The following is a 24,183-nucleotide window of genomic DNA, read 5'->3' on the forward strand; positions in this document are numbered from 1 at the left end:
CCAGGAGGCGAGTCCGCCATGGCGGTGACCGACCAGGCGATCGAGCGGATCAAGGAGATGATCGTCTCCGGCAGCCTGCCGCCCGGCGCCCGCCTCCCCAACGAGGCCGACCTCGCCGACCAGCTCGGGCTGTCGCGCAACTCCCTGCGCGAGGCGGTCCGGGCCCTCACCGCGATGCGCATCCTGGTCCCCAGACAGGGCGACGGCACCTACGTCTCGGGGCTCGAACCGCACCTCCTGCTCGAAACCATGGCCTTCGCGGCCGACGTCTCCCACGGGCGCAACGCCCGGCAGCTCCTCCAGGTCCGGCGCCTGCTGGAACCGCCGGCCACCGCTCTCGCCGCCGGCCGGCTCACCGACCAGGACCTGCGGGCCCTGCGGGACGTCCTCGACCGGAGCGCCGCCGCCGACGGCATCGAGGAGTTCATCGAGCTGGACATCGAGTTCCACCGCACCATCGCCGACGCGGTGGGCAACCCGGTCCTGTCCACCCTGCTCGGCATCCTCTCCACGCACACCCAGCGGCTGCGCATCGTGCGCGGCACCCTCCCGCGCCCTCCGGCCGGGGGCGCCGCCGCCCGCGAGCAGGCCCACCTCGAACACGAGGCCATCTGGCGGGCGCTGGCCGGCCGCGACGCCGCCCTGGCCGCGAGCGCCAGCGCGGTGCACGTCGCCGCGGTCGAGGACTGGCTGGCCGCCGGCCCCGCCGCTCCCCCACTGACGCAAAGGGCTCCCACCCAGGACGGACGGTCCGACCGATGAAAAGACGAACCATCCTCACCACCCGCGCGGGCGGCATCACCGTGCTCCTCGTCGGCTGCCTCACCGCCTGCGGCGGCGACGCCGCCGATCCGGACAGCCACCGCCCGCAGATCGGCATCGACATCCCCCGGGCCGACTCGGACTTCTGGCGCGCGTACGCGAAGTACGTCCAGCAGGAGATCACCGACCAGCACCTGAACGTCCTGCCACCGACCCAGTCCAACGGCGACGAGGCGACGTTCACCGCCAACATCCGGGCGATGGAGAGCAAGCACCCCAAGTCCATCGTCATGGCGCCGCAGAACACCATGACCACCGAGGCGACGCTCAATGAGCTCTTGGCCGCGAACGTCCAAGCCGTCAGCGTCGACACCGAGCCGGAACACGGCGAGGTGTACATGGTGGTCCGCACCGACAACCGCTCGTACGGCACCCAGGCGTGCGAGTTCCTCGGCAAGCAGTTGCGCGGCAAGGGCCGGGTCGCCGAACTCCAGGGCTCCCTGGACTCCATCAACGGCTACGAGCGCTCCACCGCCTTCGCCGCCTGCATGAAGCGCGAGTTCCCCGGGATCGAGGTCGTCGTCCTGCCGACCGATTGGAAGGGCGACGTCGCCGCCGCCAAGCTCCGCTCCACCCTGGCCGCCGGGCCCGCGCTGAACGGCATCTACATGCAGGCCGGCGGCGTCTTCCTCCAGCCCACCCTCGACCTGCTCCGCGAGAAGGGCCTGCTCAAGCCCGCCGGGCAGCCCGGTCACATCACGATCGTGTCCAACGACGGCATCCCGCAGGAGCTTGCCGCGATCCGCAAGGGCGACATCGACGCGACCGTCAACCAGCCGGCCGACCTGTACGCCAAGTACGCCCTGTACTACGCCGAGGCCGCGGCCGAGGGCAAGACCTTCCAGCCCGGCGCCACCGACCACGACTCCACCATCGTCCAACTGCCCAACGGCCTGGAGGACCAGCTCCCCTCGCCCCTGGTCACCAAGGACAACGTCGACGACCCGTCGCTCTGGGCCAACCACGTCACCTCCTGATGACGCCGTCGAGGGCGGGTGAAGCCCGCCCCGCCCTCGAAGCGACCGCCATCTGAACGCGATCGATCACAAACGAGCACATTCAAACGTTTTAATCTCGCGCAAGTGTAGGGCTTCGGCGATCTTCAAGGCTTGCAGCGTGACACCAAGAGCGCACAACTCGGCTGCCTGAAGCCGACTTTACGCGCATCTGGACAGGCGGCAGGTGCATGTTCAAGAATGCACCCAACCTGTTGAGGATTGTTCAGTTTTGGGGAGATCCGCTGTGCTCTCGACACCCCTCCCGCGCGCAGCACGCGCAGCACGCGCAGCACGCGCGGCGCACGCACCGCGCAGGCCGCGCGTCGCCGGCCTCTTCGCCGCCGCCCTGCTGTCGGTCCCGGCCTGGCTCCTGCCGGCGGGCGAGGCCCGGGCCGCACCCGTCCAGGCCGCACCCGTCCAGTTCACCCCCGGCCAGGCGTGGACGGACACCGCCGACGCGCCCCTGCAACTGCACGGCCTGGGCATCGTCAAGGCCGGTTCCACCTGGTACGGCTTCGGTGAGGACAAGACCGGCGAGTCCTCCGCCGACACCTCCTTCCAGGGCATCGCCTGCTACAGCTCCACCGACCTCGCCCACTGGACCCCGCAGGGCCCGGCGCTCGGCCGGCAGAGCAGCGGGGACCTCGGCCCCAACCGCATCGTGGAGCGCCCGAAGGTCCTCTACAACGCCGCCACCAAGACGTACGTGATGTACCTGCACATCGACGACCGCGGCTACGGCGAGCGCAAGGTCGGCGTGGCGACCAGCAGCACCCCGTGCGGGCCCTACACCTACCGGGGCAGCTTCCGCCCGCTGGGCCAGATGAGCCTGGACATCGGGCTGTTCCAGGACACCGACGGCACCGGCTACCTGCTCACCGAGGACCGGGCGAACGGCCTGCGGATCGACCGGCTCTCCGCCGACTACCTCGGCGTCGACAGCACCGTGCACCTCTTCCCGGGCCAGAACGGCCAGGGCGAGGACTTCGAGTCCCCGGCGCTGGTCAAGGCGGGGGGCCGGTACTACCTCCTCGGATCGCACCTGACCGGCTGGGGCACCAACGACAACGTCTACTCCAGTGCGCCGTCGCTGACCGGCCCCTGGGAGCCGTTCCGCACCTTCACCCCGGTCGGCACCCGCACCTACGACAGCCAGACGGCCAACATCGTCCCGGTCCAGGGCAGCGCGGGCACCACCTACGTCTACGCGGCCGACCGCTGGAACCTCGCCGACCTGGGCGCCTCCCCGTCGATCTGGCTGCCGATGACCATCAGCGGGACCACCGTCGCCGTCGGCTGGCAGAACGCCTGGAGCCTGGACCCGGCGACCGGCACCTGGACCGGCTCCACCAACCCGCCGACCGGGACGTCCACCCTGAGCAGCGCCAACAGCGGGCTGCTGATGGACGTCAGCGACAACTCCACCGCCGACGGCGGCAAGGTCATCCAGTGGCCGGGCAACAACGGCGCCAACCAGAAGTGGGCGCTGACCCGGGTCGGCGGGAACGTCTACACGCTCACCAACCTGCGCAGCGGCAAGTGCCTGGAGGTGCCCGCCGGGTCCGTCCCGACGGAGGCCGTCCAGCTCGACCAGTCGACCTGTACCGGCGCGGCCCACCAGCAGTGGGCGTTCAACGCCGCCGGCGCGTACTCCTCGCCCGGGAACACCTCGTACCAGCTGGTCAACCTGGCCAGCGGCCTGGTCGCCGACGTCTCGGGCGGGGCCACCGGGCAGGGGGCCGCGGTCATCCAGTACCGCGCCAACTCCGGCACCAACCAGGTCTGGAACCTGCGCCCCGCCTCCTGACCGCCCCGCCTCCTGACCTCCCCCCACCCCCGGCCCGTTGCACCTCCCCTGACCGTCCACCCCGGAAGGGAACCCCCATGCGCAACGCCTTACTCACCAGCAACCGGCACGTCGGACGGCTCGCCGCCCTGACCGCCGCGGTCCTCGCCGCCGCGACCCTGAACGCCGTCGCGCCGCAGTCGGCGGAGGCCGCCACCAGCACGACGATCACCGCGGACGGCAACGGCGGCGGCCGGGTCTTCGACGGCATCGGCGCCATCAGCGGCGGCGGCGGCAACTCCCGCCTGCTGGCCGACTACCCCGAACCGCAGCGCGGCCAGCTCCTCGACTACCTGTTCAAGCCCGGCTACGGCGCCGACCTCCAGATCCTCAAGGTCGAGATCGGCGGCGACACCAACTCCACCGACGGCGCCGAGGCCAGCCACATGCACACGGCCGACACCGTGGACTGCGGCCAGGGCTACGAGTGGTGGCTGATGGAACAGGCCAAGGCCCGCAACCCCGACGTCAAGCTGGCCGGCCTGTCCTGGGGCGCGCCCGGCTGGGTCAACCCCAGCAGCAACTACTTCTACACCGACAACGCGATCACCTACCTCACGAAGTGGCTGGACTGCGCGAAGCAGCACCACCTGGCGATCGACTACCTCGGCGGCTGGAACGAGCGCTACTACGGCGGCGACAGCACCGCGATCTCCTGGTACCAGAAGCTCAGGACGACGCTGAACGACAAGGGCTACGCCTCAGTCAAGATCGTCGGCGGCGACAACAACTGGTCCGTCGCCAACGACATGGCGGCCAACCCCGGCCTCAAGTCGGCGGTCGACATCGTCGGCGTGCACTACGCGTGCGGCTACGGCGGCTCCTTCACCTCCTGCCCCTCGAACGCGACCGCGCAGTCGCTCGGCAAACCGCTCTGGGCCTCCGAGAACGGGTCGGAGCACTACGACACCAGCGCCCCGGCCGTCGCCCGGGCGATCAACCGCGACTACATCGACGGCCGGATGACCTCGTACATCAACTGGCCGCTCATCGGCTCGGCGTACCCCAACCTGAACTTCTCCTTCACCGGCATGGCGGTGGCCGACCAGCCCTGGTCCGGCCAGTACGACATCGGCCGGACGACCTGGGTCACCGCCCAGACCACCCAGTTCACCAAGCCCGGCTGGCAGTACCTCGACGCCGCCAGCGGCTACCTCGGCGGCAACCGCGCCAACGGCAGCTACACCACGCTGAAGTCGACGAACGGCTCCGACTACACCACGGTCGTCGAGACGGTAGACGCCGGGGCACCGCAGAGCGTGGACATCGCCACCACCGGCGGGCTCTCCGGCGGCACCGTCCACGTGTGGGCCACCGACGTCAACTCGACCGACCCCGCCGACTGGTTCGTGCGGCAGCCCGACATCACCCCGTCCGGCGGGCACTACAGCGCGACCCTCCAGCCCGGCCGCGTCTACACCTTCACCACCACCCTGCCGGCCGGCGCCAAGGGCACCGCGGCCTCCCCGCCCCGCGGGCAGCTGTCCCTGCCCTACGGCGACAGCTTCGAGACCGCCGCCACGACCACCTCGCCGAAGTACTTCACCGACATGAACGGCGCCTTCCAGCGCAGCGCGTGCGGCGGCGGGCGAGCCGGTTCCTGCCTGCGCCAGGTGGCACCCGCGACGCCGGTCCGCTGGACCGACGAGCCCTACAACGCGCCCTACACCTTCCTGGGCGACGCCGCGTGGAGCGACTACACCGTCGCCACCGACGTCCTGCTGGAGCAGCCGGGCACCGTCGAGGTCCTCGGCCGGGTCATGCGGCAGGGCAAGAACAACAACGGCCTGGACGGCTACCACCTGCGGGTCGGCGACACCGGGGCCTGGTCGATCGTCAAGACCGACCTGGGCTGGCACACCACCACCCTGGCCTCCGGCACCACGGCGGCGCTCGGCACCGGCCACTGGCACACCATCGCGCTGACCGTGCAGGGCTCCACCCTCACCGCCCGGGTGGACGGCACCGTCCTCGGCAGCGCGAGCGACTCCACCTACCCCAGCGGCCAGGCCGGGCTCGGCGTGGGCGGCTACCAGACCGACCAGTTCGACAACTTCGCCGTCACGCCCGGCCCCGGCGCCGCCGCGCACTCCGGCCGGATCGCCTCCGCGCTGGCCGGCAAGTGCGTCGGCGCCGGTGCGGTGAGCGCCACGAACGCCGACGACAACGGCAACCCTGCCCAGCTCCGCGACTGCGCCGACCGGGCCGACCAGCAGTGGGTCTGGGCCAACGGCGCGCTGAGCCACGACGGCCTGTGCCTGGACGTGTCCGGCGCCGCCACCGCCAACCTCACCAAGGTCGTCCTGTGGGAGTGCAACGGCGGTGCCAACCAGAAGTGGCAGCCGCAGCCCGACGGCACGCTGAAGAGCGCGCTCCCGGCGGCCTCGCCCGGCATCTGCCTGGACGATCCGGCCTACAGCACCACCAACGGCACCCAGTTGGTCGTCTACACCTGCAACGGCGGTGCCAACCAGCGCTGGCAACTGCCCTAGCGGTCACCCGACCGGTCCGGCCCCGCCTCCGGAGGGAGGCCGGTCCGGGCCGGTCGACGTTCCGGCGGCCCGTTCAGACACCCGTTCCGGCGCCCGTCCCGGCGCTCGTCGCGGTGATCCGCAGCTCCCAGCGCAGCGTCCCGCCGGGCGGCACCACCGCGGCCTCGTCCGGTCCGGCCTCGGCGAGGTCGAAGACGGAGCCGAGCATGGGCTCGACGCCGATGCTCCGGTAGGGGGCCGGGGCCGGGGAGCCGCGCAGGTTGCGCCACAGCGCCACCGAGAGCGGGACGCCGGGGTCGGCGCGCAGCGACATCGTGAGCGTGTCGGGGCCGTCGGTGACGGTCACGCTCGGGCAGCCGGTGAGGACGGCGCCGACGGCGGTGCCGTCGTCGGGGCCGAGCCGGTCCAGGCGCAGGCCGCGAGGTGCGGGCCAGCGGCCGGTGACGTGCCGGGCGCCGACGGGCCAGGGCTGTTCCAGCAGCCGGGCCGCTTCGGGGAAGAGCCGGGTCGCGGTGCCTTCGGGCGCGCCGAGGCGGGCGTCGGGGCTGAGGTCGAGCAGCGCGTGGGCGGCCCACACGAAGCGGTAGCCCGGCTCGGCGCGCAGCTCGTACCCGGCGCGCAGCCCGGCCGGTCCGCTCTCGACGCGGCGGCGCAGCCTGAAGTCGGGGCACTCCACCAGGTCGGTGCCGCCGTCGCGCCGCCAGGGGCGGGACCAGGCGTCGCCGTGGTCGGGGGTGCCGCGCACGGTCGGGACGCACTCCTCCAGCCCTCCGGCGTCGACGAAGGCGTCGCCGGGGCGGGCGGTGGCGCGGGCCGGGTCGGGGCGGTGCCAGAGCCATTCGCGGCCGCCGGCCCGCAGGGAGGTCCAGCGGCCGCCGTGCGGCAGGTCGGTGCGGGCCGTGACCGGCTGGTTCGTCACCATTCCGCGAACGACCCGTCGCTGTGGTGCCAGACGGGGTTGCGCCAGCGGTGGCCGGTCTCGGCGGCGCGGCGGACGGCGTCCTCGTCGATGTCGATGCCGAGGCCCGGGCCGGTGGGCCGGGCGGCGTGGCCGTCGGTGAAGCGGAACGGCTCGGGGTCGAGCAGGTAGTCCAGGAGGTCGTTGCCCTGGTTGTAGTGGATGCCGAGGCTCTGTTCCTGGATGAGGAAGTTCGGTGTGGCGAAGGCGAGTTGGAGGTTGGCGGCGAGGGCGATCGGGCCGAGCGGGCAGTGCGGGGCCATCGTGACGCCGTGGGTCTCGGCCAGGGCGGCGATGCGCCGGACTTCCGAGATGCCGCCGGCGTGCGAGGGGTCGGGCTGGGCGACGGCGATGCCGGCGGCGAGCACGTCGCGGAAGTCCGCGCGGGAGTAGAGCCGTTCGCCGACGGCCAGCGGGACGGAGGTCGAGTCGACGAGGCTGCGCAGGTCGCGGGAGTGCTCGGGGAGGACGGGCTCCTCGACGAACAGCGGGTGCAGGGGCTCCAGCAGGGGCAGCAGCCGCCGGGACATGGCGGTGGACATCCGGCCGTGGAAGTCGACGGCCACGTCGCGCTCGTCGCCGATCGCCTCGCGAACGGCGGCGACCCGGTCGACGACGGCCTGGGTCCGGGCCGGGGTGTCGATGGGGCGCAGCTGCGCCGAGCCGTTCATCTTGACGGCGGTGAAGCCCGCCTCGACCTGGGCCCGGGCGAGTTCGGCGACGTCGGCGGGGCTGTCGCCGCCGATCCAGGCGTACACCCGGACCCGGTCGCGGACGTGGCCGCCGAGCAGCTGGTGGACGGGGACGCCGTGCGCCTTGCCGGCGATGTCCCACAGGGCCTGGTCGATGCCGGCGACCGCGCTGGAGAGCACCGGGCCGCCCCGGTAGAAGCCGCCCTTGGTGAGGGTCTGCCAGTGGTGCTCGATGCGCAGCGGGTCCGCGCCGACCAGGTAGTCGGCGAGTTCGCCGACCGCGGCCCGCACCGTCTCGGCGCGGCCCTCGACGACGGGCTCGCCCCAGCCGGTGATCCCCTCGTCGGTGGCGATGCGCAGGAACAGCCAGCGCGGGGCGACGAGGAACGTCTCCAGTGATGTGATCTTCATTCGGGCTCTCTCCGAGCGGCTTCGTCCGTCAGGTGGTGGAGGTCGGCGGCGGCCTGGGCGAGCAGGGCGTGGACGGCGCGGGCGGCCGCCTCCGGCTCGCGGGCGCGCACCGCGTCGAGGACGGCCCGGTGGGCGGGGACGGCGTCGGAGCCGTGGTCGGAGCCGTGCACGAGGTGGTCGCGCACCCGCAGGCCGGCCTCGATCACGACCTCCATCCGGGTGAGGAGTTCGTTGTGGGCGGCGGCCAGCAGCGCGCGGTGGAAGGCGAGGTCGGCCTCGACCGCGGCCTGGGCGTCGTCGCCCGCGGCGGCCATCTGCCGCAGCGCGTCCTCCAGCGCGGCGAGGTCGGCCTCGTCGCGGCGCTCGGCGGCCAGCCGGGCGCCGGCCGGCTCGACGATGGCGCGGACTTCGCCGAGGTTGTCGAGGAAGGCGGCGTCGGGGGTGCCCAGGCCCTGCCAGCGCAGCAGGTCGCCGTCCAGCAGGTTCCAGTCGGAGCGGGGCCGCACGAAGGTGCCCCGCTTCTGGCGGGAGTCGATCAGCCCCTTGGACGCCAGCACCCGCAGCGCCTCGCGCACGACGGTCTTGCTGACCCCGAGTTCCCGCTCGATCTGGTCGGGGGAGATCGAGTCGCCCGGGGCGTGGACGCCGCGCAGGATCCGTTCGCCGATGATCTCGACGGCCTGTCCGTGCAGTCCTCGGGCCGGCCGGTTCATCGCTCTCCTCCGGTCGCGGTGCGCGGGGTGGTCGTGCGCGCCCGTGCAGGGCGGTACCGCGCGGTCACGAGGAAGCCTTGACCACGGACCAGCCGCCGTCCACCACCAGGTTCGCGCCGGTGACGTAGGAGGCGTCCGAGGAGGCGAGGAAGGCCACGGCCGCCGCGACCTCCTCGGGCCGGCCGAAGCGCTTGGCCACGGTCTCGGCGACGCTGTCGGCCCGTCCCGCCTCGTCCACCCGGTCCCAGGCGGCGGTCATGATCGGCCCGGGCAGGACGGTGTTGACCCGCACCTGCGGGCCGTACTCGACGGCGAGTTGACGGCCCATCGCGCACAGCGCGCCCTTGGCGGCGGCGTACGCGGGGTGGCCCGGCAGGCCGACCAGCGCGTGGACGGACGAGGTGAGCACGATCGAGCCCCCGGTGTCCCGCAGCGCCCCGGCGAAGGCCCGGACCGCCAGCCAGGACGCCTTGAGCGTCACGCCCAGCTGGGTGTCCCATTCGGCCTCGGTGAGCTCGTGGGCGGGCTTGACGACGACGGCGTAGGCGTTGCTGTGCAGCACGTCCAGCCGTCCGTAGCGGTCGGCGACGTGCGCGGCCAGCGCGTCCCACATCGCGGCGGAGGTGACGTCGCCGTGCCGGTACTCGGCCCGGCCGCCCTCCCTCCTGATCGCTTCGGCCACGGCTTCCCCGGCGGCGTCGGCGATGTCGACGGCCACGACGGCCGCCCCTTCGGCGGCCAGTCGTCGCGCGGTGGCGGCACCGATGCCGCTGGCGGCACCGGTGATCAGGGCGACCCGGCCCTGGAATCTTCGGCAGGTCTTCTCGGTCACGCCACCACCGTAGCGCTTGTGATTAATTATGCAAATACCCGGCGATGAAACGGGAGCCGAGCTGGGCCGCATGCTCATTCGTGCGCGGAAATCGCACTCTGTGAGCATCTATTGACGCGAATCGCCAACTAGGCTGCACTGGTGGGCAGTTCACCGACAAAGCCGACAGGTCCACACCGATGGAGGCGTCGATGCGCATCCGGTCCGTCCTGCTCGCCACCCTCTGCACCGCGGCCGCCCTGGTGCTGCCCGCACTCACCGCCGCACCACCCGCCAACGCCGCGACCGGCGTCCCGCAGACCGTTCCCGCGCTGCGCCAGTGGACCGCCGCAAGCGGCGCGTTCACCGTCACCGCGGCCACCCGGATCGTCGTCGATCCGGCCTACCGCAGCCGACTCGCGGACGAGGCGGCGACCTTCGCCGACGACCTCGGCGCCCTGGAGGGCCGCCCGGTCAGCGTGGTCACCGGCCCGGCCGCCGCCGGGGACATCGCGCTCACCCTCGGCGACGGCGCACTGCCCGCCGAGGGCTACCGGATGACCGTCGGAACCGGCATCGCGATCAGCGCGGCCACCGACACCGGCGCCTTCTACGGCACCCGCACGGTCCTCCAACTCCTCCACCGGTCGGCCACCGTACCGGCCGGAACCGCGGTGGACTGGCCCACCAAGTCCGAGCGCGGCCTGATGATCGACCAGGGCCGGAAGTTCTTCACCGTCGACTGGGTGAAGCAGCACATCAAGGAGCTGGCCTACCTCAAGCTCAACTACTTCCACTTCCACCTGTCGGACACCTTCGGCTTCCGCCTGGAGAGCTCCACCCACCCGGAGATCGTCTCCGCCGACCACTACTCCAAGCAGGACATCGCCGACCTGGTGGCCCTCGGACAGAAGTACCACGTCACCATCGTCCCCGAGATCGACACCCCCGGGCACATGAACACGGTCCTCGCCGCCCACCCGGAACTGAAGCTGAGGAACAGCTCCGGCGCGGCCAGCGCCGAATTCATCGACCTCTCGCTGCCCGGCACGTACACCCTGGTCAAGGACCTGATCAACGAGTACCTGCCGCTCTTCCCCGGCCCCTACTGGCACATCGGCGCCGACGAGTACGTCACCGACTACGGCCAGTACCCGCAACTGCTGGCCTACGCCCGCGCCAGCTACGGCGCGAACGCCACCGCCAAGGACGCCTACTACGGCTTCGTCAACTGGTCCGACGCCCTCGTCCGGGCGGGCGGCAAGACCACCCGGATGTGGAACGACGGCATCAAGTCCGGCGACGGCACCGTCACCCCGAACGCCGACATCCTGGTCGAGTACTGGTACGACTACGGCCTCACGCCCCAGCAGTTGGCCGCGGCCGGACACACCGTCGCCAACGAGTCCTGGACGCCCACCTACTACGTGCTCGGCGGCGCCAAACCCGACACCAGGTGGATGTACGAGACCTGGACACCGGACCTGTTCCAGGGCGGCACCACCCTCGACGACCCCACCCGCAACCCCGGTTCGCTGCTCCACGTCTGGTGCGACAACCCGGCCGCGGAGACCGAGGAGCAGATCGCCGCCGGCATCACCTACCCGCTGCGCGGACTCGCCCAGCAGACCTGGGGCTCCCCCAAGCCCGCCGCCGACTACGCCGCCTTCACCCCGATCGTCACCGCCGTCGGCCACAACCCGGCCTGGCCCGGCCTCTCCCAACCGGGCAACCTGGCCCGCAACCGCCCCACCACCGCCTCCAGCACCGAGACCGCCGACTTCCCCGCGGCCTCCGCCACCGACGGCGACGGCGCCACCCGCTGGTCCAGCGCCTACCGCGACCCGCAGTGGCTCCAGGTCGACCTCGGCTCCACCCGAACCGTCAACCGGGTGGTCCTGCGCTGGGAGGCCGCGTACGGGAAGTCCTTCCAGATCCAGCTCTCCGACGACGCCGCCACCTGGCGCACCGTCTACACCACCACCACCGGGACGGGCGGCGTCCAGGACCTCACCGGCCTGACCGGCACCGGCCGCTACATCCGGATGTACGGCACCCAGCGCGGCACCGCCTACGGCTACTCACTCCACGAATTCGAGGTCTACGGAGGCCCGTCGAGCGGCATCCACACCCTCACCGCGGGCGGGAAGGCCCTGGACGACCCCGCCTCCTCCACCGCCGACGGCACACCGGTCGCCCAGCAGGCGCCCACCGGCGCGGCCCTGCCGGACCGGCCGCTCACCTGACCCCACCCGCCGACCGCCCGCGGGACCCCGCCCCGCCCATGGGGACCACCACCCGGTACGACTTCAACGAGCAGGTCACCGCCCAGGGCCTCGAGGAAACCGCGGACGCACGCGCCGGCCGGAAGTCCACCCTCGGGCCCGGACCGGCCCGCGCGCCGCGGGCTCGAACCCTTGCGCTCAAAATGGTATATCGAATATTATCCAGGGGTGGTCCATCGGCGGCTCGGGTGAGTCGCACACGCACCGCATTCGACACACCCCTCGGAGCCGAGCATGTTCCTCTCGTCCCCAGGCGGCGCCTCGTACCTGGCCGGCGCTCCCGCCGATACGCCCGATGCGCCGCGAACCGAGCCCGTGCGGGAAGCGCCCTGGATCGTCACGCTCCCCGTGCGCTACGACGACGGCCGGGCGGGCCGGCACTGCTTCGTCGAATGGGCCGCCGGCCCGGACGCGGCCATCTGCGCCGCGCTGCTGCACGCGGCGCACCCGGTCGCCCTGGAACGGCGGCGCGGCGGCCGCGTCAGCCAGGCCGACGGGCCGGCGACGACGAAGCGCTGGCGCGACCACGGCCTTGCGGCGACCGGCTGACGGCGATCGCATCCGGCTCGGGTGACCACCGGGGCTCCCCGGCGGAAGGGGCGAGGCGCCAGACGCCTCGCCCGACCGCCGGGGGGCCCTTGTCCGTTCCCCCCTCCCGATCCGCAGTGGCGGTCCCCCGCGGCCGCCTTCGGCGGATGAACGACCGCCCCGCCCGGTCGGGGTGGTCAGACGGCCACCATGCTCCACTGCTGGCTGAGGTCGTCGGTGTCGGTCTGCTGGACGATGACGGCCGAGTTGGCGGTGGAGTTGCCGCGGACGCCCAGCACCTTGCCGCTGCGCACGTTGACGATCTTGACGTAGCCGTCGCCGGTGTCGGTGAGCATCCACTGCTGGTTCGTGCTGCCGCCGTTCGTCCACTGGATGATCGTGGCGTCGTCCGCGCTCGTTCCTCCGTTGACGCTGGCGAGCAGCGAGGAGTTGACGTTGGCCAGCGTGTAGACGCGGCAGCCCAGGTCGGTCAGCTTCCAGCGCTGGTTGGCGCTGCCGCTGCGGGTGTACTGGATGAGGCCCGTCCCCGCCGTCGTCGAGCTGCCCGGGACGTCGATCACCTTGCCGCTGCGCCGGTTGACGAGCAGGAAGGTGGTGGCCTTGGCGGGCGGGGTGAGGGTGGCCGAGCCGCCCTTGGCCATGGTGACCGCCTGGCTCCAGGTGCCGAACTTGACCCTCGTCGAGGTGCCGCCGGTGCTGTGCAGCGTCGCCGAGGTGACCTGGCCGCCGCTCCAGTCCATGTCCAGGGTGAACCCGCCGCGCAGGCCCAGGCCGCGCACGCTGCCGGTGCCCCAGGCCGACGGCGTGGCGGGCAGCAGCTCGACCAGGCCCGGCCGGGAGTAGGCCAGCATGTCGAGCATCGCCGTCGGGGTGCCGTAGTTGGCGTCGATCTGGAGGGTGGAGGACGTGCCGAAGGAGTACATGTCCAGCAGGTTGATCGAGGCGCCGTTGCTGTAGTTCACCGACGGCTTCAGGACGGTCAGGATCAGCTGGTAGGCGTTGTCGGCGTGCTTGAGCCGGGCCCAGCACATCGCCCGCCAGGCGGTGGCCCAGCCGAAGCTCTGCATGCCGCGCGCGGTGAGCAGGTTGCGCACGCCGATGAGGGTGGGCACCGGCCCGCGGTCGTGGGTGATCCGGTCGCCGGGCGAGAAGCCGACCAGCGGGGACAGGTGGCGGTGGGTGGTCTCGCCGAGGTTGGCGTCGGTCATCCACTCCTCCAGCCAGCCCGTGCTGGGGCTGACCTGCGGGAGGTAGAGCCGGCTCTGCAGGTCCGCGACGGTGGTGGCGTAGGCCGCGTCGAGGCCGAGCGCGGCGCACGAGTCGCGGTAGTTCTGGAACAGCTGCCAGACTAGCTCCTGGGCGTAGGTGATGCCCTTGGCGTTGCTGGGGCCCTGCTCGGGCGACCAGTCGCTGTCGTCGATCAGGACCTGCCGGCTCACGCCGTTCTCGGTGACGGTGGTGGTGATCAGCCGCGCCTCCCAGAACTGGCAGGCGCCCTTGAGCATCGGGTGGATCCTGGCGAGGTAGGCGGCGTCCCGGGTGTGCTCGTAGTGCTCGAACAGCGAGTTGCACAGCCAGGCGTTGCCGGCGGGGTGCCACCACCAGCCCATGCCGCCGTAGATGTTGGTGGAGATCGCGGTCGTCCAGCCCGCGACCTTGCCGCTGGTGTTGCGGAACCCGTTGCGCGGGTCGTTGAACAGCTGCTGGGTCTGGGTGGTCCACGAGGACAGCTGCGACAGGCAGTAGTCGGCCAGCGGCACGAAGCACTCGGACAGGCCGGCCCGGTCGGGCAGCCAGTAGTTCATCTGGACGTTGATGTCCGTGTGGTAGTCGCCCATCCAGGACGGGTTGTTCTTGTCGAACCACAGGCCCTGCAGGTTGGTCGGCAGCCCGGTGCGCGACCCGGTGATCGTCAGGTAGCGGCCGAACTGCAGGTAGCTCGCTTCCAGTTCGGGGTCGGGCGCGGCGCCGGAGACGGCACGGGCGGCGAGCCGGGCGGGCGTCGCCATGGCCTTCTGGGCGGCGGTGGAGGTGCCCAGGCTGACCGTCATCCGCTCGTAGAGCTTGCGGTAGTCGTCGACGTGGGTGGCCAGCAGCGCGGTGCCCGTCACGGCCGTGGCCGAGGTGGCCTTGGCGGTGGCCACGGCCTTGGGGTCGACGGCCGCGTCCTTGAACGCCTTGGCCGGGTCCGGGACGTAGTTGGTGCCGGCGGAGAGCACGATCACCACCTCGGAGCAGCCGGTGAAGGTGACCTCGGCGCCGCTCACCGACACCGTGCCGCCGGTGCTCCTGACCGCCGCCACGGCGCCGTACTTCAGGCCGTTGCCCAGGGCGCCGGAGAACGAGGCCGTCTTGGCGGCCGAGTCGGCGGTGGTGCTCTCGCCGTGGGTGCCGTTCAGCGCGACGCTGCCGGTGTAGGTGCCGCCGCCGCTCTGGGTCAGGCGCACGATCACGACGTCGTCGGGGTGGCTGGCGTACGCCTCGCGCTGGTAGGTGACCCCGCCCAGGGTGTAGCTGGCCGAGACGTAGCCGTTGCTCAGGTCGAGCCGGCGGCGGTAGTCGCCCACCGCCGCCGCGGTGTGCGCGGGCACCTTGACGTACGCCTTGGCGAGCAGGCTCATGGTGCCGAAGTTGGTGGTGTCGTACGGGAACTGGCCGGAGGAGGTGAGGGAGGCGTTGAGGGTGCCGGTCCACAGCGAGGCGTCGGTGATGTAGAGGGCGTCGTTGGCCGGGTCGCCGGTGACCAGGGCGCCGATCCGGCCGTTGCCGATCGGCAGCCCCTCCTCGATGATCTTGGACTCGTTCCCGGCCGAGGCGTACCAGAACGTGGTGGCGTCGGCGGCGGGCACCAGCGACAGCCCGGCCGGTCTGGCCGCGTCGGCCCGGGCCGTGGCGGTGAAGACGGGGATGCCGGCGAGGGCGACGGCCGCACCGAGTCCGCCACCGAAGCGGAGGAGGTCACGGCGCGACAGTCGGGGCCGGTCGCCGTCAGGAGACATGGGAGGCATCTTTGCCACGGTGGTTCCTCTCGGTTTTGCGCACAATCATCTGATCAATGATCAGGTAATGAGCCGGAAACTCCGGGTTTACGCCCCCACAGTGTGCTGATACATCCGATGTCATGGCAAGAGTCAGGTGCGCGCGGATTGCAACGATCCGGTTGACGACGGCGTCGCCACCCTTCCGGCCACCACGGCCCGCACCGGACCGGCGAAGTGATCCGATGATTCGCCGAGGGTCGCGCGGACGCGGTCGGCTCACCGGCCGGCCCGGCCTTCGTGGCGCGCGGGCGGCGGAAACGGTGCTACCGGAAACGGGTGCTACGGGGAATCGGGCGCCGCCCGGAGGACAGGGCGGCGGCTCCGCCGCAAGGAACCTCGGGAAACCTCAGGAACTCTCGGGAACCCTCAGGGACGGGGTGCGGCCGGCCCGAGCGTCCCGCGGAGCCACTGCTCCACGCCCGCGACGTGCACGCGGGCCCACGACTCGGCGAGGTCGGGCCGACGGGCCGCGATCGCGTCGTAGATGGCCCGGTGCTGTTCGAGGGTGCGCCGCACGGCGCCCTCCTCGGTCAGCCCGCGCCAGATCCGGGCGCGGGCGGTCGGCCCGGCGAGGCCCTCGATCAGCGAGCAGAGGACCGAGTTGCCCGAGCCCACGGCGATCCGCCGGTGGAACTCGAGGTCGTTGGCCACGACCTCCTCCAGCGTGAGGTCCTCGCCGAGCTCGTCGAGCAGCCCGCGCAGGCCCGCCAGGTCCTCCTCCGACATCGTGCTCGCGGCCATGGCGGCGGCCGCGGGTTCCAGGATGCGCCGGACCTCGAGGAACTCCAGCACCGTGTCGTCCTGGTGGAAGTCCACGACGAAGCCGAGCGCCTCCATCAGCAGGCCCGGCTCCAGACTGGTGACGTAGGTGCCGTCCCCCTGGCGCACGTCGAGGACCCGGATCAGCGACAGGGCCTTCACCGCTTCCCGCAGCGAGTTGCGGGACAGCCCCAGCCGCTCCGCCAGGTCGGCCTCCTTGGGAAGACGCGCACCGGGGGCGAGCTCCCCACTGGTGATCATCGACTTGATCTTCTCGATCGCCTCGTCCGTGACCGGCATCGTCGCCCTCCCTCCCGAACTCCCGAACAGCTGGTCCCCGAAGGATAGACGACCGGGAAGCGCCGCTCACACCTCCGGCACCGGGGCCGCCCCCGGACCCGGCCCCCGCCGAACGCGCGGGGGCCGGAGGGTGCGTCAGCCGAGCAGCCGGAGCTTCGCGGTGGCGCTGTAGTTGGCGGGCAGGCTGATCGCCGGGTCGGTGTAGTTGCCCCAGGCGAGGTCGGGGTAGTTGAGCTTGGAGCTGATGACGAGGTTGACGCCGGGCAGGGCGGCGTAGGGGTCGGGGGTGACGACCTCGAAGGCGTCGAGGACCACGTAGGTGTCGGCGGACGAGGCGTTCTTGGTGCCGGTCACCTTGATCTTGACCGTGTGCGGGCCGTCGGCGAGGCCGGTCTTCTCGAAGACGGTCTGGGCGAACTGCTTGCCGGGGCCGTACAGGTCGACCTGGGTGGGGGCGCCGCCGTCCACGGAGATCTCGGCGATGCCCTGGTTGGAGCTCCTGGGGGCGATCACCCGGATGCCGGTGCCGCGGAAGGCGGCGGTGGCGGTGTCGCCGCCGGTCCGGCTGAACGACTCGGTGCGGGCCAGGTCCCCGGAGGTCCAGCCCTGGGAGGAGTCGCCGTGGGTCCAGGCGCCGGTGTAGGTGACCTGTCCGGAGGCGTCGTCGATGATCGAGCTGACCACCTTGAAGCCGTCGATCAGGGCGTAGGTGCCGCTGGAGGCGCTGTTCTTGGTGCCGGTGCACTCGACCTTGACGGTGTGCTCGCCGTACGGGAGGGCGGCGCTGCGGAAGACCAGTACGCCCGGGGTCTTGCCGGGGCCGTAGAGGTCGACGGTGGCGACCTGGGTGCCGTCGATGGAGATCTTGACGATGCCGAGGTTGTTGGCGCGGGCCGAGTAGAGGCCGACGCCGGTGCCGGTGAAGGTGAGCTGGGCGTTGGCGCCGGTGGCGTTGCTGAACGACTCGGTGGAGAAGAGGTCGCCGTTGCTGTAGCCGCTCGACGGGTCGGCGTGCGTCCAGGCGCCGGTGTAGACGATCTGGGACGAGGAGTCGTCGATGACGACGGGCGCGGCGGGTTCCAGGCGGACCGAGTCGCTGCCGTCGGACTCGACCTGCGCGCCGGGGCCGGAGGCTCCGGCGGTGGCCTTGGCGAGCCGGACGTTGGCCTTGGTGCTGCGGAAGTCGTTGGTCCAGTGGGCGGGGCTGTCCTTGCCGAACAGGAAGTAGCTGTGGGTGTCCTGGGACCACGGCCAGGTCGGTTCGGTGCGGTAGCCGTCGGTGCCGGAGGCGCGGTTCTTGGTGGCGGTGCCGGTGGCCCGGCCGATGTGGTCGGCGGGGTAGACCGTCCACTGGGCGTCGCGCTGCCAGGTCAGGGTGTCGGTGCCGTCGGGGAGGGTGTAGCGGATGCCGACGTCGCTGGGCGAGCCGGCGGGCGGGTTGGCGATGGTGTAGGTGGTGGTGAGCAGGCCCCGGCCGTCGATGGAGACCTTGATGGTGGTGTTGACCGGGCCGAACTGGCCGGTGAGGGTGACCACCGCCTGGCCGCCGGTGGTGGTGACGCTCGCCGAGCTGCCGGTCCACTGGCCGGGGGTGGTGCGGGAGATGATCAGGTCGGGGCCGCCGGTGAGGACGGTGGCGGCGCCGGCGGTGGCCTGGACCAGGCGCGCGGTGGCCTTGTCGAAGACCACGCTGAAGGGGGTGTCGACGCCGGTGACGGTGATCCGGCCGTCGGCGTCCTGGACGGTGGGGGTGGTGCCGCCGGGCGCGGTGAAAGCGGGCGTGGTGCGGGAGTTGAGCCACAGGCTGTAGTCGTCGACCACGGCGCCGGAGCGCGCGAAGGTCAGCCGCAGCGTGTCGCCCGCGGACCAGGCGCCGGCCGGGACGGTGAGCGTGCCGCTCTGCCGGGCGGCGACGCTGACGCCGGTGAGGGTGCCGGAGCGGCTGCCGATCTGCCAGGTGATGGTCAGTTCGGAGAGGTCGGTGTGGTCGTACCAGTTGGTGACCGGCACCGGGATCGCGCCGCCGGGGGTGAGCCCGGTCAGCACGCCGTCGGTGATCCGGACCGGCGAGAACGCCTTCTTGGTCAGCCAGAACTCCGGCTTGCGGCGGCGCCACAGGTCGATGACGCCCCACTCGCCGTAGCCGACCGGCCCGGAGTCGAGGTGGAAGACCTCGTCGATGGCGGCCCAGATCGCGCCGCCGACCACGCCGCTGGTGGTGCGGAACTTCTGGGCGTGCTTGGCGATGCTGTGGCCCCAGAAGTCCCGGGCGCCGGGGTCGGCCCGCAGGGTGCCGACGTTGTAGCACGGCACGTGGGCGAACTCGCCGTACTGGATGGGCTGGTTGGCGTTGCCGTTGGAGTTGGTCAGGGTCGGGTAGTGGCCGCTGTAGACGTCGGTCTGGGTGCCGCCGTTCGACTGGCCCATGTCCTCGAAGACGGTGGGCCGGGACGGGTCGGTCTGGTGCGAGTAGGTGTTCTCCTGGGCGAAGTTGGTGCCCATCCCGCTCTCGTTGCCGACCGACCACTCCACCACGCAGGCGTGGCTGCGGTCGCGCTCCAGCATCTCGGCGTACTGCGCCATGTACTGGTCGGTGTAGGCGGAGTTGTCGACGGTGCTCTGCTGGAAGCAGACCGGCGCCTCGACCTCGACGTACAGGCCCAGCTTGTCGGCCCAGTCCAGCAGCGCGGGGGTCGGCGGGTAGTGCGAGGTGCGGATGAAGTTGCAGTTCGCCTCCTTGTAGAGGCGGGCGGCCTGCTCCTCCTGGGCGGGGGTGGTGGAGCGGCCCAGGGTCTCGGTGATGCTGTGGTGGCAGACGCCCAGCAGGTGCACCGGCTTGCCGTTGACCAGCAGCTGGTTGCCCTGGACCTTGACCTGCCGGAAGCCGATCTGCCGGGTGACGGTCTGGGTCTGCCCCTGGGCCTGGAAGGTGGCCTTGAGCGTGTACAGGTTGGGGTGCTCGGCGTCCCACTTGCGCGGGGCGGTGACCGGGATCGCCACCGAGGCCTGCGGCGCGGTGGCGCTGACGGTGAGGCCGGCCGGGGAGAGCGCGACCTGCTGGCCGTCGGGGTCGGTCAGGGTCAGCGAGACGGTGCCGCTGGCGCCGGCCGGCAGCAGCGCGGCGGCGGCGGTGACGGTGAGGGTGGCGTTGGTGTAGGAGGAGTCGAAGGTGGTGTCGGCGTGCAGCCGGGTGAGGTAGGCGGCCGGCAGCGCCACCAGCGTCACGTCGCGCAGGATGCCGCCGATGATGTGGTGCGCGTAGTTGGACTGCCCGGCGATGCTGGTGGGCTTGTCGGTGACGCCGAGGGTGACGGTGGCCTGCTGGCCGGGGGTGACCAGCGAGGTGATGTCGGCGTACCAGGTGGTGAAGCCGCCGTCGTGGGTGCGCACCAGGGTGCCGTTGACCCACAGCCGGGCGTAGTTGTAGACGCCGTCGAAGCGCAGCATGACGCGCCGGCCGGCGTAGTCGGCGGGGACGGTGACCTTGACGGAGTAGGCGCACTCGGTATCGGTGGGGACGGTCTGGCTCTGCAGGGCGGGCTCGCCCGGCACGTTGACCTGCGCCCAGGACGAGGTGTCGGTGCCGGTGGTCCAGAACGAGGCCGGCGGGGCGGTGGTGTAGCGCCAGCCCGAGGTGAGGGGGACCCGGGGGGTGGCGACACCGGAGACGGTGTCGGGCAGCGGCGGGATCTCGGGGGTGGCGGTGGCCGCGCCGGCGGGGGCGGCGAGGAACAGCCCGCCGGTCCCAACGGCGGTGAGCAGGCCGGCGGCGGCGAGGCCCTTCAGCGCGGCGCGGCGCGAGAAGTGGCCGTCGGCGGTGGAGTCGGCGGAGGTGGGGGCGGTGGGGCGGGGTGGCGTCACCGGAGTGCCTTTCCTAGCAGCTAAGCTTCTAAGCAGATATAGGGGACGCGGGTCCCTGGCGGCAATACCCGTGCAGCGCCGATTTCCGGCAGCCTCCCGTCGCCCGAACTCCCTGCTCGGAGCGGATGCGGACATGCCTCCGACCGCCGCGGCAGGTCCTGCGGCGGCGGTCGGAGGGTGGGGCTCCCCCGGGGTGCGGGGGTGGTCAGTGCAGGCGGAAGGCGGCTGCGGGGGGCGCCGCGGCGTCCACGGGGACGGCGAGGATCGACCCGGCGGGGCCGGCGTCGCCGCTCAGGCCGTGGCGGGCGGTGGTGACCAGCAGCAGGCCGCCCTCGGGCCGCAGGCAGACCGAGGTGGGCCGGGGGGTGGGCAGGCGCAGGGTGTCGAGCAGCGCGCCGTCGGGGTGGTAGCGGTGGACGGCGGCGCCGTCCCAGACCGCCACCCACAGGCAGCCCTCGGTGTCGACGGTCATGCCGTCGGGCGAGCCGGTGGCCAGGCGGGTGAACTCCTCGTTCCCGGTGGGCTCCCCGTCCGGGTCGAGGGTGAGGCGGTGGACGGTGCCGAGGGCGCTGTCGGCGAGGTAGAGCACGGTGGCGTCGGCGTTGAAGGCCGGGCCGTTGGCGACGGTCAGGCCGCCCAGCACCCGGTGCACCGAGCCGTCCGGGTCGGTGCGGTAGAGCGAGCCCGCGCCGGGGACGGCGCCGCCTTCGGACATGCTGCCGGCCCAGAAGCGTCCGGCCGGGTCGCAGACGCCGTCGTTCATCCGGACCGGGAACGGGGAGCCGTCCTCCGGCCGGGCCAGCCAGCGCACCAGCCCGTGCGGGGTGAGCAGGGCGATGCCCGTCCCGGCGGCGGCGATCCAGTGGCCGGGGCGGTCGGCGAGCGGCGCGACCGCCCCGAGCGGGACGTCCAGGCGCAGCAGTTCCCGGGGGGTGTGCGGGGAGTCGGGCGGGAGTTCGAACAGCCGGCCGGTCGGGATGTCGACGAAGACCGGTCGGCCGTCGACCCAGCGGGCCCCCTCGGCGAGTTCGTAGTCGCCGGGGGCGTGGACGGCGGGGTGAGTCGGCTGCGGTGCCATGGGTGGTCTCCGGGGATCAGCGCAGGGTGGTGCCGGCGGGCCGGTCCAGGAGGTCGAGGTCGTCGCGGACGGGCAGGCCCTCCCAGTCGCCGCGGGTGGCGACCGCGAAGGCGCCGGTGGCGGTGGCCCGGTGCAGGCGGGCCGCCGGGTCGAGCCCGTCCAGGGTGGCGGAGAGGTAGCCGGCCACGAAGGCGTCGCCGGCGCCGATCACGTCGGTGACGGGCACCCGGCGGGCCGCGGCGGTGACGGTGCCGTCGGCGGTGGTGACGCTGGCGCCGTCGCCGCCCCGGGTGAGGACCACCTCGCGGCGGCCCTGGGCGAGCAGCGCGGCGACGGCGCCGTCCTCGTCGAGGCCGGGCTCGTCGCAGACCAGGTGCAGTTCGTCGGCGGAGGCGACCAGGACGTCGGCGGACCGGGCCAGCGGCCGCAGCACCTCCCGGGCCCGGACCGGACTCCACAGCCGGGCCCGGTAGTTGACGTCCAGGCAGACCAGGATGCCGAGCGCGCGGGCCCGTTCGGCGGCGGCCAGGACCGCCTCGGCGGCGGACTCGCTCAGCGCCGGGGTGATACCGGTCAGGTGCAGGATCCGCACGGCGGGGTCCAGCGCGGGCAGCACGTCGTAGTCCCGGAGCGCGGACCCGGCGGAACCGGTGCGGTAGTAGCCGACCCGGGCCAGGTCGCCGATGCCGTTCTCGCGGATCAGCAGGCCGGTGGGCCGCCCGGTCCGGTCGGTGCGGGCGTGGGTGGTGTCGACGCCCTCGGCCCGCAGGGTGCGCAGCACCAGGGCGCCGAACGCGTCGTCGCCCACCGCGCCGACCCAGGCGGCCCGGTGGCCGAGCCGGGCCAGGCCGATGGCGACGTTGGACTCCGCGCCGGCCACGGACAGCTCCATCGCGGGGCCCAGCTTGATCGGCCCGGTGGCCCGCAGGGCGGCCATGGCCTCCCCGACGGTGACGACCTCGGGCGCGGTGGCGGCGCTCACGCGGCGACCTCCTCGGCGAGCGCGGTGCGCCAGGCGGCGATCCGGGCGCGCAGCGGGCCGAGGTCGCCGGTGTCGGCGGCGTCCCCGATCAGCGGGGAGCCGACGCCGACGGCGACCGCGCCGGCGGCCAGGTAGGCCCGGGCGGCGCTCGCGTCGACGCCGCCCACCGGGACGAACGGGACGTCCGGGAAGGGGGCGCGCAGGGCGGCGAGGTAGTCGGGGCCGCCGAAGGAGGCGGGGAAGAGCTTGACGGCGGTGGCCCCGTGCTCGACGGCGTCCATCACCTCGCCCGGGGTGAGGGCCCCGGCGAGGACGGGCAGCGCGAAGGGCGCGGAGCGGCGCAGGTCGGTGCCCAGGCCGGGGGTGACCAGGAAGTTCGCCCCGGCGTCGGCGGCGCGGGCGGCGGCGGTGGCGGTCAGCACGGTGCCCGCGCCGAGCAGGGCGTCGGGGCCGAGCTCGCGGCGGGCCCGGTCGATCACCCACGGGGCGTCGGGGGTGGTGAACGACACCTCGGCGGCGGTGATGCCCTCCTCGGCGAGGGTGAGCACCGTGCGCAGGGCGGCGTCGCGGTCCTTCCCGCGCACGATGGCGATCGTCCGGTACGGCAGGTCGGTGAACATGGCGGGTCCCTTGGGTGGTGGCGCGGCAGCGGCCGGAGCGGGGGCGGCGGCCGGGGCCGGAGGGTGGCCGGGCGGGCGGTCACGGGCACGGGCCGGTGCGGGCCGGTCGCGGTGCGGGGGCACGGGGGCCTGGCGTGGATGTCCGGTCCGCCGGAGCGCTGGGGTGCACCGGCGGACCCGACCCTTTACTTATAGCTGCTTAGCAGCCTAGTTGCCAAGGTCTCCGCCGTCGCGGCGGTGCGCTCACAGCAGGCCGAGGTCGCGGCTGGTCTCCTCCAGGTGGCCGACCATCGTCGCCGCGGCCCGTTCGGCGTCGCCCGAGGCGATGGCGTCCAGGATGATCCGGTGCGCCTCGACCGTGTCGTCCTGGCCGCTGCCGCGCCGCTGCCGGCCCCGGTAACTGGCCCGCCGGGCCTCCAGCAGGGCGTTGTTCATGGCCGCCAGGATGAACGAGAAGACCTCGGAGGAGGCCAGTTCGGCCACCGCCCGGTGGAAGGCCAGGTCGGCGGCGACGAACGCCTCGCTGTCCTCGGCCGACGCGCGCATCGCCTCCAGGGCCCGCGCGGCCCCGACGACGGAGCCCTGGCCGGCGGCGATCCGGGTCGCGGCGCGGCGGGCGAGTTCGCCCTCTATCACCCGGCGGGTGTCCAGCAGGTCGCGCACGTCCATCGAGTTCTGGTTGAGCCGGAACTCCAGGATCTGCCCCAGCACCTCCGGGCTGGGGACGGCGACCCGGGCCCGCCGGCCCTGGCTGGAGGCCAGCACGCCGCGGGCCACCAGGATCCGGATGGCCTCCCGGACGACCAGCCGGTTCACCTCGTGGCGTTCGGAGAGTTCGCCCTCGGAGGGGATCTCGTCACCCTCCCGCAGGCGCCGCTGGGCGATCTCCCCGATGATCTCCCGGACGACGAGGTCGCTCAGAGTCTCCCTCGCGATGGTCATGGGGCCACATCCCCTTTCGTTCG

The 24,183-nt window shown here is 72.7% G+C and carries 17 protein-coding genes; 6 read left to right on the top strand and 11 right to left on the bottom strand.

Annotation, left to right across the window (positions count from 1 at the left end):
- Window positions 1-18 precede the first annotated feature (18 nt).
- The 4 genes from HUT16_RS00880 to HUT16_RS00895 all read left to right on the top strand — a co-directional run bounded on the left by HUT16_RS00880 (window position 19) and on the right by HUT16_RS00895 (window position 6,158).
- Window positions 19-762, top strand: a complete 744-nt coding sequence (locus tag HUT16_RS00880; RefSeq protein ID WP_176184471.1) for a FadR/GntR family transcriptional regulator — start codon at window positions 19-21, stop codon at window positions 760-762.
- Window positions 759-1,799, top strand: coding sequence for a sugar ABC transporter substrate-binding protein (locus HUT16_RS00885; RefSeq protein WP_176184473.1), 1,041 nt, complete (start codon window positions 759-761; stop codon window positions 1,797-1,799). Before HUT16_RS00880 ends, HUT16_RS00885 begins: the two co-directional genes overlap by 4 nt.
- A 265-nt stretch (window positions 1,800-2,064) precedes the next feature.
- Entirely contained in the window at window positions 2,065-3,627 is a 1,563-nt protein-coding gene (locus tag HUT16_RS00890; protein WP_254897570.1) for an RICIN domain-containing protein, read from the top strand.
- A gap of 77 nt (window positions 3,628-3,704) precedes the next feature.
- Complete coding sequence (locus tag HUT16_RS00895; RefSeq protein WP_176184475.1) at window positions 3,705-6,158, top strand: ricin-type beta-trefoil lectin domain protein; 2,454 nt, start codon at window positions 3,705-3,707, stop codon at window positions 6,156-6,158.
- A 73-nt stretch (window positions 6,159-6,231) separates the two neighbouring features.
- Here the strand turns inward: HUT16_RS00895 and HUT16_RS00900 are convergent, their stop codons facing one another.
- From HUT16_RS00900 to HUT16_RS00915, 4 genes are all read right to left on the bottom strand, one after another.
- Window positions 6,232-7,080, bottom strand: coding sequence for a hypothetical protein (locus tag HUT16_RS00900; protein ID WP_176184477.1), 849 nt, complete (start codon window positions 7,078-7,080; stop codon window positions 6,232-6,234).
- Window positions 7,074-8,219 carry a galactonate dehydratase gene (gene dgoD / locus HUT16_RS00905; protein ID WP_176184479.1) on the bottom strand — a complete coding sequence of 382 codons (1,146 nt, stop codon included), beginning with the start codon at window positions 8,217-8,219 and terminating at the stop codon, window positions 7,074-7,076. Before dgoD ends, HUT16_RS00900 begins: the two co-directional genes overlap by 7 nt.
- A complete protein-coding gene (locus HUT16_RS00910) occupies window positions 8,216-8,932 on the bottom strand; it encodes a FadR/GntR family transcriptional regulator (RefSeq protein ID WP_176184481.1) in 717 nt (238 codons plus the stop codon). Before HUT16_RS00910 ends, dgoD begins: the two co-directional genes overlap by 4 nt.
- A gap of 64 nt (window positions 8,933-8,996) precedes the next feature.
- Window positions 8,997-9,764, bottom strand: coding sequence for an SDR family NAD(P)-dependent oxidoreductase (locus HUT16_RS00915; RefSeq protein WP_254897571.1), 768 nt, complete (start codon window positions 9,762-9,764; stop codon window positions 8,997-8,999).
- Between the two features lie 191 nt (window positions 9,765-9,955).
- On the opposite strand from HUT16_RS00915, the gene HUT16_RS00920 reads away from it, so the two are divergent.
- Both HUT16_RS00920 and HUT16_RS00925 read left to right on the top strand, forming a co-directional pair.
- Window positions 9,956-11,989, top strand: coding sequence for a family 20 glycosylhydrolase (locus HUT16_RS00920; protein ID WP_176184483.1), 2,034 nt, complete (start codon window positions 9,956-9,958; stop codon window positions 11,987-11,989).
- Between the two features lie 273 nt (window positions 11,990-12,262).
- A complete protein-coding gene (locus tag HUT16_RS00925) occupies window positions 12,263-12,577 on the top strand; it encodes a hypothetical protein (protein WP_176184485.1) in 315 nt (104 codons plus the stop codon).
- 176 nt (window positions 12,578-12,753) lie between these two features.
- Here the strand turns inward: HUT16_RS00925 and HUT16_RS39075 are convergent, their stop codons facing one another.
- From HUT16_RS39075 to HUT16_RS00960, 7 genes are all read right to left on the bottom strand, one after another.
- Window positions 12,754-15,576, bottom strand: a complete 2,823-nt coding sequence (locus HUT16_RS39075; RefSeq protein WP_176184487.1) for a glycoside hydrolase N-terminal domain-containing protein — start codon at window positions 15,574-15,576, stop codon at window positions 12,754-12,756.
- A gap of 408 nt (window positions 15,577-15,984) precedes the next feature.
- Window positions 15,985-16,677, bottom strand: a complete 693-nt coding sequence (locus HUT16_RS00935) for a FadR/GntR family transcriptional regulator (RefSeq protein ID WP_176184489.1) — start codon at window positions 16,675-16,677, stop codon at window positions 15,985-15,987.
- 135 nt (window positions 16,678-16,812) lie between these two features.
- The gene (locus HUT16_RS00940) at window positions 16,813-20,538 is read right to left on the bottom strand and encodes a glycoside hydrolase family 2 TIM barrel-domain containing protein (protein ID WP_176184491.1); all 3,726 of its coding nucleotides are present in this window, start codon (window positions 20,536-20,538) and stop codon (window positions 16,813-16,815) included.
- A gap of 205 nt (window positions 20,539-20,743) precedes the next feature.
- Window positions 20,744-21,616, bottom strand: coding sequence for an SMP-30/gluconolactonase/LRE family protein (locus tag HUT16_RS00945; RefSeq protein WP_176184493.1), 873 nt, complete (start codon window positions 21,614-21,616; stop codon window positions 20,744-20,746).
- 16 nt (window positions 21,617-21,632) lie between these two features.
- Window positions 21,633-22,553 (bottom strand): sugar kinase, encoded by a 921-nt coding sequence (locus HUT16_RS00950; protein WP_254898209.1) that lies wholly within the window; start codon window positions 22,551-22,553, stop codon window positions 21,633-21,635.
- 41 nt (window positions 22,554-22,594) lie between these two features.
- The gene (locus tag HUT16_RS00955; protein ID WP_176184497.1) at window positions 22,595-23,218 is read right to left on the bottom strand and encodes a bifunctional 4-hydroxy-2-oxoglutarate aldolase/2-dehydro-3-deoxy-phosphogluconate aldolase; all 624 of its coding nucleotides are present in this window, start codon (window positions 23,216-23,218) and stop codon (window positions 22,595-22,597) included.
- A 243-nt stretch (window positions 23,219-23,461) separates the two neighbouring features.
- Window positions 23,462-24,160 carry a FadR/GntR family transcriptional regulator gene (locus HUT16_RS00960; RefSeq protein WP_176184499.1) on the bottom strand — a complete coding sequence of 233 codons (699 nt, stop codon included), beginning with the start codon at window positions 24,158-24,160 and terminating at the stop codon, window positions 23,462-23,464.
- Window positions 24,161-24,183: the final 23 nt, after the last annotated feature.

This window comes from Kitasatospora sp. NA04385, from assembly GCF_013364235.1.
Taxonomy (GTDB): Bacteria; Actinomycetota; Actinomycetes; order Streptomycetales; family Streptomycetaceae; genus Kitasatospora.

Coding starts and splice junctions, on each gene's coding strand:
- HUT16_RS00880 (WP_176184471.1), top strand. CDS start 19: ATGGCGGTGACCGACCAGGCGATCGAGCGGATCAAGGAGATGATCGTC.
- HUT16_RS00920 (WP_176184483.1), top strand. CDS start 9,956: ATGCGCATCCGGTCCGTCCTGCTCGCCACCCTCTGCACCGCGGCCGCC.
- HUT16_RS00895 (WP_176184475.1), top strand. CDS start 3,705: ATGCGCAACGCCTTACTCACCAGCAACCGGCACGTCGGACGGCTCGCC.
- HUT16_RS39075 (WP_176184487.1), bottom strand. CDS start 15,576: ATGTCTCCTGACGGCGACCGGCCCCGACTGTCGCGCCGTGACCTCCTC.
- HUT16_RS00945 (WP_176184493.1), bottom strand. CDS start 21,616: ATGGCACCGCAGCCGACTCACCCCGCCGTCCACGCCCCCGGCGACTAC.
- HUT16_RS00900 (WP_176184477.1), bottom strand. CDS start 7,080: ATGGTGACGAACCAGCCGGTCACGGCCCGCACCGACCTGCCGCACGGC.
- HUT16_RS00960 (WP_176184499.1), bottom strand. CDS start 24,160: ATGACCATCGCGAGGGAGACTCTGAGCGACCTCGTCGTCCGGGAGATC.
- HUT16_RS00885 (WP_176184473.1), top strand. CDS start 759: ATGAAAAGACGAACCATCCTCACCACCCGCGCGGGCGGCATCACCGTG.
- dgoD (WP_176184479.1), bottom strand. CDS start 8,219: ATGAAGATCACATCACTGGAGACGTTCCTCGTCGCCCCGCGCTGGCTG.
- HUT16_RS00955 (WP_176184497.1), bottom strand. CDS start 23,218: ATGTTCACCGACCTGCCGTACCGGACGATCGCCATCGTGCGCGGGAAG.
- HUT16_RS00950 (WP_254898209.1), bottom strand. CDS start 22,553: ATGGCCGCCCTGCGGGCCACCGGGCCGATCAAGCTGGGCCCCGCGATG.
- HUT16_RS00935 (WP_176184489.1), bottom strand. CDS start 16,677: ATGCCGGTCACGGACGAGGCGATCGAGAAGATCAAGTCGATGATCACC.
- HUT16_RS00925 (WP_176184485.1), top strand. CDS start 12,263: ATGTTCCTCTCGTCCCCAGGCGGCGCCTCGTACCTGGCCGGCGCTCCC.
- HUT16_RS00910 (WP_176184481.1), bottom strand. CDS start 8,932: ATGAACCGGCCGGCCCGAGGACTGCACGGACAGGCCGTCGAGATCATC.